Source organism: Pseudomonas sp. B611, assembly GCF_055407965.1.
Window position 1 is genome coordinate 228,993 of sequence record NZ_JBUZST010000006.1, and the last position, 14,080, is coordinate 243,072.

Annotated in this window: 11 protein-coding genes and 1 pseudogene; 7 read left to right on the plus strand and 5 right to left on the minus strand. The window is 60.0% G+C overall.

The features are described from left to right. The first annotated feature begins 111 nt into the window (after positions 1 to 111). Entirely contained in the window at positions 112 to 1,539 is a 1,428-nt protein-coding gene (gene sbcB / locus ACZRMO_RS15865) for an exodeoxyribonuclease I (RefSeq protein WP_463973423.1), read from the plus strand. Positions 1,540 to 1,625: 86 nt separating this feature from the next. Here sbcB and mvaT read toward each other — a convergent pair whose 3' ends face one another. Continuing rightward, the gene (gene mvaT, locus ACZRMO_RS15870) at positions 1,626 to 2,000 is read right to left on the minus strand and encodes a histone-like nucleoid-structuring protein MvaT (protein ID WP_005790963.1); all 375 of its coding nucleotides are present in this window, start codon (positions 1,998 to 2,000) and stop codon (positions 1,626 to 1,628) included. Positions 2,001 to 2,346: 346 nt separating this feature from the next. Between mvaT and purU the strand changes: the two genes are divergently transcribed. Beyond that, positions 2,347 to 3,195, plus strand: a complete 849-nt coding sequence (purU, locus tag ACZRMO_RS15875) for a formyltetrahydrofolate deformylase (protein WP_010208067.1) — start codon at positions 2,347 to 2,349, stop codon at positions 3,193 to 3,195. Positions 3,196 to 3,281: 86 nt separating this feature from the next. Further along, positions 3,282 to 3,452 carry a hypothetical protein gene (locus ACZRMO_RS15880; protein WP_305431177.1) on the plus strand — a complete coding sequence of 57 codons (171 nt, stop codon included), beginning with the start codon at positions 3,282 to 3,284 and terminating at the stop codon, positions 3,450 to 3,452. A gap of 530 nt (positions 3,453 to 3,982) precedes the next feature. On the opposite strand, the gene ACZRMO_RS15885 is transcribed toward ACZRMO_RS15880, so the two are convergent. Together ACZRMO_RS15885 and ACZRMO_RS15890 are read right to left on the minus strand one after the other, a co-directional pair. After that, positions 3,983 to 4,747, minus strand: coding sequence for a methyl-accepting chemotaxis protein (locus ACZRMO_RS15885; RefSeq protein WP_463973540.1), 765 nt, complete (start codon positions 4,745 to 4,747; stop codon positions 3,983 to 3,985). 93 nt (positions 4,748 to 4,840) lie between these two features. Beyond that, positions 4,841 to 5,872 (minus strand): annotated as a pseudogene (locus ACZRMO_RS15890) (cache domain-containing protein); the annotation flags it as partial. Positions 5,873 to 6,076: 204 nt separating this feature from the next. On the opposite strand from ACZRMO_RS15890, the gene ACZRMO_RS15895 reads away from it, so the two are divergent. Further along, on the plus strand, positions 6,077 to 7,555 hold the full coding sequence (locus ACZRMO_RS15895) for a helicase HerA-like domain-containing protein (protein WP_463973424.1): 1,479 nt from the start codon (positions 6,077 to 6,079) through the stop codon (positions 7,553 to 7,555). Between the two features lie 4 nt (positions 7,556 to 7,559). On the opposite strand, the gene ACZRMO_RS15900 is transcribed toward ACZRMO_RS15895, so the two are convergent. Next, positions 7,560 to 8,015: a DUF721 domain-containing protein gene (locus ACZRMO_RS15900; RefSeq protein ID WP_463973425.1), complete on the minus strand. Its 456-nt coding sequence runs from the start codon at positions 8,013 to 8,015 to the stop codon at positions 7,560 to 7,562. A gap of 305 nt (positions 8,016 to 8,320) precedes the next feature. Between ACZRMO_RS15900 and secA the strand changes: the two genes are divergently transcribed. The 3 genes from secA (at position 8,321) to ACZRMO_RS15915 (ending at position 13,363) form a co-directional block, all read left to right on the plus strand. Further along, positions 8,321 to 11,056, plus strand: coding sequence for a preprotein translocase subunit SecA (gene secA, locus ACZRMO_RS15905; protein WP_463973426.1), 2,736 nt, complete (start codon positions 8,321 to 8,323; stop codon positions 11,054 to 11,056). Between the two features lie 124 nt (positions 11,057 to 11,180). Then, on the plus strand, positions 11,181 to 12,398 hold the full coding sequence (gene argJ / locus ACZRMO_RS15910) for a bifunctional glutamate N-acetyltransferase/amino-acid acetyltransferase ArgJ (RefSeq protein WP_463973427.1): 1,218 nt from the start codon (positions 11,181 to 11,183) through the stop codon (positions 12,396 to 12,398). Positions 12,399 to 12,418: 20 nt separating this feature from the next. Then, positions 12,419 to 13,363 carry a Nudix family hydrolase gene (locus tag ACZRMO_RS15915; protein ID WP_463973428.1) on the plus strand — a complete coding sequence of 315 codons (945 nt, stop codon included), beginning with the start codon at positions 12,419 to 12,421 and terminating at the stop codon, positions 13,361 to 13,363. A 137-nt stretch (positions 13,364 to 13,500) separates the two neighbouring features. On the opposite strand, the gene ACZRMO_RS15920 is transcribed toward ACZRMO_RS15915, so the two are convergent. Continuing rightward, positions 13,501 to 14,079, minus strand: coding sequence for a cob(I)yrinic acid a,c-diamide adenosyltransferase (locus ACZRMO_RS15920; RefSeq protein ID WP_124524954.1), 579 nt, complete (start codon positions 14,077 to 14,079; stop codon positions 13,501 to 13,503). Between the last annotated feature and the right edge of the window lies 1 nt (position 14,080).

Genomic DNA, 14,080 nt, shown 5'->3' on the forward strand with positions numbered 1-14,080 from the left:
CCGGAAGCAACCACTCAAGCTTTTGCTGGATGTTTGTACAGGCGAGATCGCGCTGGCTTCGAGCGCCTTGCAGCGCCTAGACTTTGCGCATCATCAGCACAGGAACAGCCCGTGACCTCCATTTTCTGGTACGACTATGAAACCACCGGCATCAACCCGCGCAGCGATCGTCCGCTTCAGGTCGCCGGTATCCGCACCGACCTCGAGCTGAACGAAGTCGGGCCGCCGGTCAACCTGTACTGCCAACCCAGCGACGATATCCTGCCCCATCCTGCCGCTTGTGCGATCACAGGCATCACCCCGGACATCCTCGCGCAAAAGGGCTTGGCCGAAGCTGATTTCATGACCCGGGTACACGCGGAGCTGGCAGCCCCTGGTACCTGCGGAGCGGGTTACAACACCCTGCGGTTTGACGATGAAATGACGCGCTACAGCCTGTATCGCAACTTTTTCGACCCTTATGCGCGTGAGTGGCAAGGGGGTAACAGCCGCTGGGATTTGATCGATGTGGTGCGCACTGCCTACGCCTTGCGCCCGGAAGGTATCGAGTGGCCGCAACAGGACGGGCGCGTCACGCTCAAGCTTGAACGCCTGACCGCGGCCAACGGCATTGACCACGGCCAGGCCCACGATGCCTTGTCCGACGTGCGCGCCACCATCGCGTTGGCGCGGCTGGTACGGGAAAAACAGCCCAAGCTGTACGACTGGCTGTTCGAGCTGCGCAGCAAGCAGCGTGTAATGGACCAGGTACGGCTGCTGCAACCGATGGTGCATATTTCCGGGCGCTTTTCTGCTGAACGCCATTACCTGGGCGTGGTACTGCCGTTGGCGTGGCACCCACGCAATCGCAATGCATTGATCGTGTGCGACCTGGGCCTCGACCCGCAAGGGTTGCTGGACCTTGACGCCGAGACGTTACGCCAGCGCCTTTACACGCGGCGTGATGAGTTGGCGGAGGGTGAGTTGCCGGTGCCCCTCAAGTTGCTGCACATCAATCGCTGCCCGGTGGTGGCGCCATTGAGTGTGCTGCGGGCGCAAGATCGCGAGCGTTTGCAATTGGATATGGACAGTTATCAGGCGCGTGCGCTGCGGCTAACTGACGCACAGGAAGTTTGGCGCGACAAGTTGGCGGCGATTTATGCCGAGGAAGATTTTGCGCCGACCCATGACCCGGAGCAGCAGCTTTATGATGGTTTTATTGGTGATCGTGATCGTCGCTTATGCGAGCAAGTGCGCAACGCCGAGCCGGCACAATTAGCGAGCCAGCCGTGGCCTTTCGATGATCATCGGCTGCCCGAATTATTATTTCGCTACCGTGCGCGTAACTTTCCAGAGACCTTGAACAGCGAGGAACAACAACGCTGGAAACTGTTCTGTGCGCAGCGTCTGACGGATGCCGAGTGGGGGGCACCGATTACCCTTGAGGCATTTAACCAGGCGCGCCTGGAGTTGGCGGTAAGTGCTACGCCGTATCAGCTTCAGGTGTTGGATCAGTGGCAGCATTATGCCGATTCTTTAGCGGCACGCTTCAATTTGTAATCGGGTTATTAAAAAATCGGCAATAAAAAACGCCAGCGAGCTGGCGTTTTCAATGTGTTGCGCATCAGGCCTTGGCCCGATGAGGCTTAGCCCAACAGGGTAGCCCAGCCTTCAACTACGTCACCGCCCCACTTGGCTTTCCACTCTTTCAGCGTTTTGTGGTTGCCACCTTTGGTTTCAATCACTTCGCCGTTGTGCGGGTTCTTGTATTGCTTGACCTTGCGCGCACGCTTGGTGCCGGTAGTTTTCACTGCGCCACGTGGTGCCTTAACTTTCGACTCTGGGTCCAGCAGCGCGATGATGTCACGCAGGGACTTGGAGTATTCACCCATCAGGGTGCGCAGTTTGCCTTCGAATTCCAGCTCAGTTTGCAGCTTGTCGTCTTGGGACAGATTCTTCAAACGGGCTTGTAGCTCTTTGATAGCTTCTTCGGTGGCGCGGTATTCGTTGATCAGGGACATGTGGACTACCTTATGTAGAGCGCTGATTGACAGGACGTGGACCAATAATAGTCAGGCCAAATCCTCAAGTAAACATTTAAGGGTGTATTTATGTGAATTACGTTGAATGTTTGTGGCAGTGCCCTGCGTTCGAATTAATTAATAGGGCGTAGGCCGCAAAGATAATCTCCTTAAAAGGCTTAACTGCTCAATCTTGCAGTTAGGTGTTCATATAACGGTGGTAAAACCTTACGCTGTTAAGGGATGTGTTCGGGGCGAGCGCTCAGAATGGGCGCAACGGATACTGCAGTTTTTCTGCGTTGTCGCTAGAATGGCGGCCTTTGCGAAGTTCTGGAGTTTCCCCCTAATGCGCACTTTTCGGCTGGTGATTGCTTGCCCGGACCGGGTTGGTATCGTTGCCAAAGTCAGTAATTTCCTGGCCTCCCACAACGGCTGGATCACCGAGGCGAGCCATCACTCGGACAATCTCAGCGGTTGGTTTTTCATGCGTCACGAGATTCGTGCCGATTCGCTGCCCTTTGGCCTTGATGCCTTCCGCGACGCATTTGCGCCGATTGCCGAAGAGTTCTCGATGACCTGGCACATCACCGACACCGAGCAGAAGAAGCGCGTGGTGCTGATGGCCAGTCGCGAATCCCACTGCCTCGCTGACTTGCTGCACCGCTGGCACAGTGATGAGCTGGACTGCGAGATCGCCTGTGTGATTTCCAACCACGACGACCTGCGCAGTATGGTCGAGTGGCATGGCATCCCGTATTACCACGTGCCGGTCAACCCGCAGGACAAGGAGCCGGCCTTTGCCGAGGTTTCCCGCCTGGTCAAGCAGCATGAAGCCGACGTCGTGGTGCTGGCGCGCTACATGCAGATCCTGCCGCCGGAGCTGTGCCGTGAGTACGCGGGCAAGGTGATCAACATTCACCACAGCTTCCTGCCGTCGTTTGTTGGCGCCAAGCCTTATCACCAGGCTTCGCTGCGCGGCGTGAAACTGATTGGCGCGACGTGCCACTACGTGACCGAAGAGCTGGACGCCGGCCCGATCATCGAGCAGGACGTGGTCCGCGTCAGCCACAGCGACAGCATTGAAGACATGGTGCGCTTCGGTCGCGACGTCGAGAAGATGGTGCTGGCCCGTGGCCTGCGCTATCACCTGGAAGACCGCGTACTGGTACACGGCAACAAGACGGTCGTATTCTGATCCGCGTGTTGTTATTGAAGAATGAGGGGCCTGGGCGTTAAATCGTCCCAGGCCCTTTTTCTTTGCCTGCCGTTAAGGAGTGGACCATGAGCGATCCGCTGGACAAAGCCACATCCAAAGCCCCGGCGACGTTGGGGGAGGGTTGTTTGAGTCGGTATGACCCCGATGACCTCGACGCTGAAGACGGTACCGAGTTCCCGGGGGCTGCCGAGCTGTGGGAACGTGAGCAGGGCAAGGCCGAAGACGACAAGGCGTAACGGCTTGCCCTTGATGAACACAGGTATCTACATAACTACTGGACCTGATAAAAACCGAAGCTTTGGCTTTGGCTTTTCAGCTTTTGATCTTAGGCGCCCCGTTAACCACGCTGGCCGAACGCAGGCTTGAATCCGTGGGTAACCCGGCAGGACGCCGGGTTAGCCGTCCTGGGCCAAGGATGGCCCATGACGGCGGCCCACGGATTCAAGCCGGAGAGAGGGCACACCGAGCCTAGGCGAGGTGCCGAGTGGTGGGGCGAGGACCTTTTGCTTACTTTTGGGTCCTTCCAAAAGTGAGCCGCTGTAAGAGCGGAACCGTCAGTGGCCGTGACCGCAGCAATGGATATGTACTCCGATCCAAAAGCCCCGGCGCCATACACATAGTCATCGCAGGCAAGCCAGCTCCCACCTCAGAGCGATGTGCAAGCAACAAAACTCAACCGCCTGACAGGCCGTCACGGGAGCAAGCTCCCTCGCCACAGGTCCAGCAGCAATGCTCAAAGTTGTGTAGATACCTATGCCCTGATGGGTTAGATGCGGAAACTGCCTACCAACTGCTTCAATCGCCCGGCCTGCTGCTCAAGGTCGGCACAGGCGCGCAAGGTCGATTGCAGGTTTTCCACGCCTTCCTGGTTGAGGGTGTTGATCTCGGTGATGTCCATGTTGATCGACTCCACCACAGAGGTCTGTTCCTCGGTGGCGGTGGCGACCGACTGGTTCATGCCGTCGATCTCGCCGATGCGCTGGGTCACGCTGTTCAGGCGTTCGCCGGCGAGGTTGGCAATCTCCACGCTGTCTTGGCTGTGGCGCTGGCTTTCAGTCATGGTGCTGACCGAATCCCGCGCGCCGACTTGCAGCTCTTCGATCATGGTTTGCACCTGTTGCGCCGACTCCTGGGTGCGGTGGGCCAGGTTGCGCACTTCGTCGGCCACCACGGCAAACCCACGTCCTGCTTCCCCGGCACGGGCCGCTTCGATAGCGGCATTGAGTGCCAGCAGGTTGGTTTGCTGGGAGATGCTGGTGATCACTTCGAGGATCTGCCCGATGTTCACCGTTTTGCTGTTAAGTGCTTCGATATTGGTGCTGGAAGTGCTGATCATCGCCGATAGCTGAGTCATCGCCTTGATATTGCGTTCCACCACTTGCTGGCCGTCTTCCGCCAGGTTACGTGCATCGCTGGCCTGGCTGGAGGCTTGTGCGGCGTTGCGGGCGATTTCCTGGGCGGCGGCGCCCAATTGGTTGATGGCAGCGGCGACGCTGTTGGTGCGATTGGCTTGTTCATCGGAGTTGAGCATCGACGAGTTGGAGGCGCTGACCACGCGCAGGGCTACTTCATTGACCTGGCCGGTGGCCGAGGACACTTCACGGATCGAGGTATGAATGCGCTCGACGAAACGGTTGAAGGCGTTGCCCAGGGTGCCGAATTCGTCGTGGTTCTGGATGGTCAGGCGGCGGGTCAGGTCACCCTCGCCATCGGCGATGTCTTGCATGGCACGGGTCATCAGGTGCAGCGGTTGCAGCAGCACGCGGATCAACATGCCGAGCAGGGCGATGATGATCACCACGGCAATCACCGTCGCGATCACCGCCGAGGCGCGGAATTCGCTGAGCATGGCGAAAGCTTTGTCTTTATCCACCGAAATGCCCAGGTACCAGTTCACCGACGGCAAACCTTTGATCGGCGTGAAGGTAATGATGTTGTCCTTGCCGTTGGCCTGGACTTCGCTGAAGTCGCTGCTGATTTTCGGAGTGTTGTCTGGATAGACATCGGCCAGGGACTTCATCACCAGGTTCTTGTCCGGGTGTACCAAAACCTTGCCGTCGGCGCTGACCAGGAACGCATAACCCATACCGCCCAGGTTCAGTGCGCCAATGTTGTCCACCAGGGTTTGCAGGCTCAGGTCACCGCCCACCACACCGATGGCCTGGCCGGCCTTGGTGCTGGGGGTGGCGATGGAAATGATCAACTGGCCCGTCGCCGCGTCGATGTAGGGCTCGGTCAGGGTTGAACCGTTGCTGGTCTGGGCGCCCTTGTACCAGGGGCGGGTGCGTGGGTCGAAGCCGTCCGGCATCTTGGTGTCGGGACGAATGGTGAAGGCCCCGGTGCTGTCGCCGACGTAGGTTGCCATGAACGAGGAAGTCAGGCTTTTCTGGTCCAGCAGGCTGGCGACCACGTTGGGTTCTGGGTTGATGGCGATGTTTTGCGCAGCGTTCTCGACCAGCGCAATGCGCCCGCTGAGCCAGGTTTGAATGTTGCCGGCGGTGACATCGCCCATTTCATGCAGGTAACTGTTGAGGTTGTTGCGAATTGCGTTGCGTTGCAGGTAATCGTTGTAGAGGGTAAACAGCGCAAAAGCGGCGACGACGATAAGGGAGGCTGCAAGCAGGATTTTGTGGCTGAAGCGAAGATTTTTATTCATGGCTTGTAGGGTCCGCTAAGGTCTTGATATCCGATGCGCGCCCTTATGGGATGCGCGGAATGGCAGCGTCAAAAAAGGTGTGTTATTGCTTGTGACAGTTCCGCTGGCTCCTGTGGGAACGATCTGACCTATTTTTAGACTTTGTGGGTCTCACATCTGTCTATATCGACCTTGCAGCACTAAAGCTTAACCACGGGTGAGAAAATGTCCGACTCCAAGCAACTCCTGATCGGCGCAGACCTTGAAGGCCAGCCCATCGCCCAGGCCATGCGCCTGGCCAACCGCCACGGGCTCATTGCCGGCGCCACCGGCACGGGCAAGACCGTGACCTTGCAGCGCCTGGCGGAAGCGTTCAGCGACGCGGGTGTGGCGGTATTTGCCGCCGACATCAAGGGCGACCTCTGTGGCCTGGGCGCCGCAGCCAACCCGCAAGGCAAGGTGGCCGAGCGGATTGCCGGCATGCCCTTCCTTAATTACACGGCCAAGGCTTACCCGGTCACGTTGTGGGATATCCACGGGCAGTCCGGTCATCCATTGCGCACCACCATCAGCGAAATGGGCCCGTTGCTGCTGGGTGCCTTGTTGGAACTCACCGACAGCCAGCAGTCCGCGCTCTACGCGACCTTCAAGGTAGCCGACCGCGAAGGCCTGTTGCTGCTGGACTTGAAGGACCTGAAGGCACTGCTCAACCACCTGCGTTATCACCCGGAACTGCTGGGCGACGATGCGGCGCTGATGACCACCGGCTCCAGCCAGGCCCTGTTACGTCGCCTGGCGGTGCTGGAGCAGCAGGGCGCCGAAGCCTTGTTTGGCGAGCCGGCCCTGCAACTCGAAGATATCCTGCAACCGGCCAGCGACGGTCGGGGGCGTATCCATCTGCTGGATGCCAGCCGCCTGGTGCACGAGTCGCCGAAGGTCTATGCGACCTTCCTGTTATGGCTGTTGGCGGAGTTGTTCGAGCAACTGCCGGAGCGCGGCGACGCGGACAAACCGCTGCTGGCGCTGTTTTTCGATGAGGCGCATCTGCTGTTTGCCGATACGCCCAAGGCGTTGCAAGAGCGCCTGGAGCAGGTGGTGCGGTTGATCCGCTCCAAAGGGGTGGGCGTGTATTTCGTCACGCAATCTCCAGGGGACCTGCCGGACACGGTGCTGGCGCAGCTTGGCCTACGTATCCAGCATGGCCTGCGGGCGTTCACCACCAAAGAGCAGAAGTCCCTGCGGGCAGTGGCGGATGGTTTCCGGCCAAACCCGGCCTTTGACGCCTTGGCGGTGCTGACCGAGCTGGGCACGGGTGAGGCATTGGTGGGGACGCTGCAGGAAAAAGGCACGCCGGAAGTCGTCCAGCGCGTATTGGTTGCACCGCCGCAGTCGCGGATCGGGCCGTTGAGCGAGGCTGAGCGCGCGGCGCTGGTCGCCGGTTCGCCGCTTGCGGGGCGCTACGACAAGCCGATCGATCGCGAATCAGCCTACGAAGTGCTGATGGCGCGTAAAGAGTTGGGGCCGACCGAAGAGGCCAAGCCGGCCGCTGAGGAACCGAGCTTTACCGACAAGGCCGGCGCATTCCTGGGCACCACGGCAGGCAAGGCGCTGAAGTCCGCGATGCAACAAGCCGCCAATCAGATGGGGCGGCAGTTGGTGCGGGGTTTGTTGGGGTCGTTGCTCGGTGGCAGTAAGCGCAAGTAGCGGCTCAGGCCTTCGGCTTGGCGTGGGCGGCGAGCCGTTCCAATGCTGCACGCAGGCCTGGATCGCTGATCCCGTCGGCCGTTGCCTGAATGGTTTCGGCCGCGTTTTCCGATAAGTCCATGGTATGCCCCACCGCGCCTTGCTGGACGGTGGGCGGCTGGACCTTGAACTGGATACGCATCAGGCTGGCGAACTCATCAAAGGCCATCAATTGCCGCTGCAGGCGTTTTTGTTGATAACGCAAGCGGGTCGCCCAATGGCCGTCTGTGACAATTAGCAGCAGGTTGCCCTCGCGCCAGGACGCCACGTGGCAGTGTTCGCGTGCGGCGGGTTGCAGTTGGGTTTCGAGCAGGCGTTGCAGATGGCCCAAGCGTTGCGCATGGCCAAAGATGGCTTTCAACGGCTTGGCTTCGCGAAGCAACGCGCCGGGAGCGCGGGCTGTAAGGGGGCGAAATGCCATTATTGGACACCTTAAGTAACAGAGCGGCCATCTTAGCAGAAAGCGCCTGAATGCCCCCACGCAACGCATCGGCGGGGCAAAACCTGCGAAATCAATAGGTAACTTCTGTGCTCCATGGGTTGAAGTTCCAGCAAAAGCCCTTATTTTAAACAAGCCCTCTCACAGCACCATGCCGGCATCGGGGAATAACGCCACTTTCCTCACCCACGAATCCGGGTAGAATGCGCGTTCGCATGCGGCCGTGAGGGCTGCTCGGGCCACTCACGGTGCGCCCTCCATCCCTATGTGTGGAAGAACCTGCCGATATGTTTGCGCCTTTGTTAAAGAAACTTTTTGGAAGCAAGAATGAGCGCGAAGTCAAACGCATGCTCAAGACGGTGCAGCTGGTCAACGGCTTCGAAGAGCAGATGGTTGCCCTTTCGGACGACCAATTGCGCGCCAAGACCGAAGAGTTCAAGGCCCGCATAGCCAAAGGTGAAACCCTCGACAAGCTGCTTCCCGAAGCCTTTGCGGTCGCCCGTGAAGCCGGTAAGCGTGTCATGGGCATGCGCCACTTCGACGTCCAGTTGATCGGCGGCATGACCTTGCATGAAGGCATGATTGCCGAAATGCGTACCGGTGAAGGCAAGACCCTGGTGGCAACCCTGGGCGTTTACCTCAACGCACTGTCCGGCAAGGGCGTGCACGTTGTGACGGTGAACGACTACCTGGCCCGCCGGGACGCCAACTGGATGCGCCCGCTGTATGAATTCCTCGGCCTGACCGTCGGTGTCGTATTGCCGTTCCAGCCGCCGGAAGAGAAGCGCGCTGCCTACGCTTGCGACATCACCTACGGTACCAACAACGAATTCGGTTTCGACTACCTGCGCGACAACATGGCGTTCAGCATGGATGAAAAATTCCAGCGCGAACTCAACTTTGCCGTGATCGACGAAGTCGACTCCATCCTCATCGACGAAGCCCGTACCCCGCTGATCATCTCCGGCCAGGCCGAAGACAGCTCGCGCCTGTACACCGAGATCAACAAGTTGATCCCGCGCCTTGAGCAGCACATCGAGGAAGTGGAAGGCGTGGTGACCAAAGAAGGTCACTTCTCCATCGACGAGAAGACCCGCCAGGTCGAACTCAACGAAGCCGGTCACCAGTTCGTCGAAGAGATGCTGACCCAGATCGGCGAACTGGCCGAAGGTGAAAGCCTGTACTCGGCGCACAACCTGGGCCTGCTGACCCACGTGTATGCTGGCCTGCGCGCTCACAAGCTGTTCCACCGCAACGTTGAATACATCGTGCAGGATGGCCAGGTCGTACTGGTTGACGAACACACCGGCCGTACCATGCCCGGTCGTCGTCTGTCCGAAGGCCTGCACCAGGCCATCGAAGCGAAGGAACACCTCAACATCCAGGCTGAAAGCCAGACGTTGGCGTCCACCACCTTCCAGAACTACTTCCGCCTGTACAACAAGCTGTCCGGCATGACCGGTACGGCCGATACCGAAGCGTTCGAGTTCCACCAGATCTACGGTCTGTCGGTGATGGTTATCCCACCGAACAAGCCGCTGGCCCGTAAAGACTTCAACGACCTGGTGTTCCTGACGGCCGAAGAGAAATACGCGGCCATCATCAATGACATCAAGGACGGCATGGCCCAGGGTCGTCCGATCCTGGTGGGTACCGCCACCATCGAAACTTCCGAGCACGTATCGAACCTGCTCAACAAGGAAGGCATCGAGCACAAGGTCCTCAACGCCAAGTTCCACGAAAAAGAAGCCGAGATCATCGCCCAGGCCGGTCGCCCAGGCGCGCTGACCATCGCCACCAACATGGCCGGTCGTGGTACCGACATCCTGTTGGGCGGCAACTGGGAAGTGGAAGTCGCGGCGCTGGAAAACCCGAGCCCTGAGCAGATCGCCCAGATCAAGGCTGACTGGCAGAAGCGCCACCAGGCCGTGCTGGAATCCGGTGGTTTGCAGGTGATCGCTTCCGAGCGTCACGAATCGCGCCGTATCGACAACCAGCTGCGTGGTCGTGCCGGTCGCCAGGGTGACGCCGGTTCCAGCCGCTTCTACCTGTCCCTGGAAGACAGCCTGATGCGCATCTTCGCCTCGGACCGCGTGAAGAACTTCATGAAGGCCCTGGGCATGCAGTCCGGTGAAGCGATCGAGCACCGCATGGTGACCAACGCCATCGAGAAGGCGCAGCGCAAGGTTGAAGGCCGCAACTTCGATATCCGTAAGCAATTGCTGGAGTTCGATGACGTCAACAACGAACAGCGTAAAGTGATCTATCACATGCGTAACACGTTGCTGGCCGCCGACAACATTGGCGAGACCATTGCCGATTTCCGTCAGGACGTACTCAACGCCACCGTCAGCGCACACATTCCGCCACAATCCCTGCCTGAGCAGTGGGATGTCGCCGGTCTGGAAGCCGCGTTGAAGAGCGATTTCGGTGTGGACTTGCCGGTTCAGCAGTGGCTGGACGAAGACGATCACCTGTACGAAGAGACCCTGCGCGAAAAACTGATGGCCGAACTGCTGGCCGCGTACAACGAGAAAGAAGAGCAGGCGAGTGCCGAAGCACTGCGCACCTTCGAGAAGCAAATCGTACTGCGCGTGCTGGACGACCTGTGGAAAGACCACCTGTCGACCATGGACCACCTGCGTCACGGCATCCACCTGCGTGGCTACGCCCAGAAGAACCCGAAGCAGGAGTACAAGCGCGAGTCGTTCACCTTGTTCTCCGAACTGCTGGATTCGATCAAGCGCGATTCGATCCGCGTGCTGTCCCACGTTCAGGTGCGTCGCGAAGACCCGATCGAGGAAGAGGCTCGCCTGCGTCAGGAAGCCGAGGCACTGGCTGCGCGTATGCAGTTTCAGCACGACGAAGCGCCGGGCCTGGAAGCCCCTGAAGTATTGGGCGAAGAGGTCGATTTGGCCTTGGCTCAGACGCCAGTGCGCAATGACCAGAAGCTGGGCCGTAACGAACTGTGCTACTGCGGTTCGGGCAAGAAGTTCAAACACTGCCACGGCCAGATCGAATAAGATTTCGCCCTGACACTGCAACACCCCGCGCCGCGACCGGCCTTTGCCGTCGCGGCGTTTTGCCATTAATTTCACCGTCGCTTACGACGGCACACACATCATCTGATTTTTAAGGAGCGCATTCATGGCTGTTGGTCTTGGTCCTTTGCCCACTTTGCACCCGGTTGCCGGTTTTGAACTCGGTATCGCTTCGGCCGGCATCAAGCGTCCAGGGCGTAAAGATGTGGTGGTGATGCGCTGTGCCGAAGGTTCGACGGTCGCGGGTGTGTTCACCCTCAACGCGTTCTGCGCAGCGCCGGTGATCCTGGCCAAGCAACGCGTGGCTGGCACGATCCGCTACCTGCTGACCAACACCGGCAATGCCAACGCCGGCACCGGCGAGCCAGGCCTTGTGGCGGCTGCGCGTACCTGTGCCAAGCTGGCCGAGTTGACCGGCGTCGATGCCAGCCAAGTGCTGCCGTACTCCACCGGTGTGATCGGCGAGCCGCTGCCCGTCGAGAAGATCGAAGGCGCCCTGCAAGCCGCGCTGGATGACCTGTCGGTAGACAACTGGGCCGCCGCTGCCACCGGCATCATGACCACCGACACCCTGCCCAAAGGCGCGAGCCGCCAGTTTGTGCACGATGGCGTTACCGTTACCGTGACCGGCATCAGCAAGGGCGCGGGCATGATCCGCCCGAACATGGCCACCATGCTCGGCTACATCGCCACCGACGCCAAGGTTTCCCGCGAGGTGTTGCACAGCTTGATCCTCGACGGCGCGAACAAGTCGTTCAACCGCATCACCATCGATGGCGACACCTCGACCAACGACTGCTGCATGCTGATCGCCACCGGCCAGGCCAACCTGCCGGAAATCACCGAGGCCAGCGGCCCGTTGTTCGTGGCATTGAAACAGGCCGTGTTCGAAGTGTGCATGGACGTGGCCCAGGCCATCGTGCGCGACGGCGAAGGCGCCACCAAGTTTGTCACCGTTGAAGTCAACGGCGGCGGCAATCACCAGGAATGCCTGGATGTGGGCTACACCGTGGCCCACTCGCCGCTGATCAAGACCGCGCTGTTTGCTTCCGACCCGAACTGGGGCCGCATCCTGGCCGCCGTTGGCCGTGCCGGCGTGCCGGACCTGGACGTGAGCAAGATCGACGTGTTCCTCGGTGACGTGTGCATCGCCAGCCGTGGCGCCCGTGCCGAAACCTACACCGAAGCTCAGGGCTCGGCGGTGATGCAGCAGGAAGAAATCACCATTCGCATCGAGTTGGGTCGCGGCGCGTGCAGCGAAACCATCTGGACCACCGACCTGTCCCACGAGTACGTGAAGATCAACGCGGAATACCGTACCTGATCGCCAAGAGGATAAACGCGGTGAAACGAGTGCATGTAGCAGCAGCGGTGATCCGCGGTGTCGACGGCAGGATTCTGCTGGCGCGCCGCGCCGATACCCAGCATCAGGGCGGCCTCTGGGAGTTTCCCGGGGGCAAGGTGGAGGCCGGTGAATCGGTCGCCAGCGCGCTGTCCCGCGAGTTGCAGGAAGAATTGGGTATCCAGGTCACCACGGCGCGGCCGTTGATCAAGGTGCAGCATGACTACCCGGACAAACAGGTGTTGCTGGATGTCTGGGAAGTATCGGCGTTTACCGGTGAGCCTCACGGTGCCGAAGGGCAGCCGCTGGAATGGGTCGCCCCTCGGGACTTGCCCAACTACGAGTTCCCGGCGGCCAATGCACCGATTGTGGCGGCGGCGCGTTTGCCGGCCGAATACCTGATCACCCTAGGCGAGCTGGAAACCCCGACGCTGTTGCGTGGCATCCAGAAAGCCATTGCTGGCGGCATCAAGCTGGTTCAACTGCGTGCGCCTAACGGTTACGACCCGAAGTACCGTGACCTGGCGGTGGACGCGGTTGGACTGTGTGCCGGCAAGGCGCAGTTGATGCTCAAGGGGCCATTTGAATGGCTGGGGGATTTTCCTTCGGCCGGCTGGCACATGACCTCGGCGCAACTGCGCAAGTACGCGAGCAAAGGCCGCCCGCTGCCCAAGGATCGTTGGTTGGCGGCGTCTTGCCACAATGCCGAAGAACTGGCGCTGGCGGAATTGATGGACGTGGATTTTGTCACGCTGTCGCCGGTGCAGCCGACGCAGACTCATCCTGACGCGCAGCCGTTGGGCTGGGAGCAGGCGGCGCAGTTGATCAGTGGGTTCAGCAAGCCGGTGTTTCTGCTGGGTGGGGTTGGGCCGGCCGAGCGGGAACAGGCTTGGGAAGCAGGGGCTCAGGGTGTGGCTGGGATCCGGGCATTCTGGCCTGAGGCTTGATGATCGTTCCCACGCAGAGCGTGGGATGATCGTTCCCACGCTCTGCGTGGGAATGCAGCCCAGGACGCTCCGCGTCCCAAAGCCTGACGCAGAGCGTCATAAGAGGCATTCCCACGCGGAGCGTGGGAACGATCTCATCAGTGGGGCTTAGCCGCCGCCTGCCACAACACCTCCGCAACACCCTGTCTCCGGGCAATCACCCGCGCCGCCACAAACAACAAATCCGACAACCGATTGATATACGCCAACCCCACCCCTTCCAGTGGCTCAATCGCATTCAACTGCTGGCACCGTCGCTCCGCACTGCGTGCCAGGCTGCGGCACACATGGGCCTGGGCGATCAACGCCGAGCCACCGGGCAGGATGAAGTTCTCCAGCGGCCCGACTTCCTCGTTCCAGCGATCAATCGCCGCTTCCAGCCGGTCCACTTCGGCCGCATTCAAGGCCTTGTAAACCGGCATTGCCAGCTCGCCGCCGAGGTCAAACAGACGATGTTGGCAGGGGGTCAGCACCTCGATCACATCCTTCAATTCAGGATGTTTACCGCACTGTTCTTCCAGGTTGGCCAGCAACAACCCCAACTGGCTGTTCAGCGTATCCACCTCGCCAATCGCCTCGACCCGAGGATGGTCCTTGGGTACGCGGCGGCCATCGCCAAGGCCGGTTTCGCCTTTGTCACCGGTGCGGGTGTAGATCTTCGACAGGCGAAAGCCCATG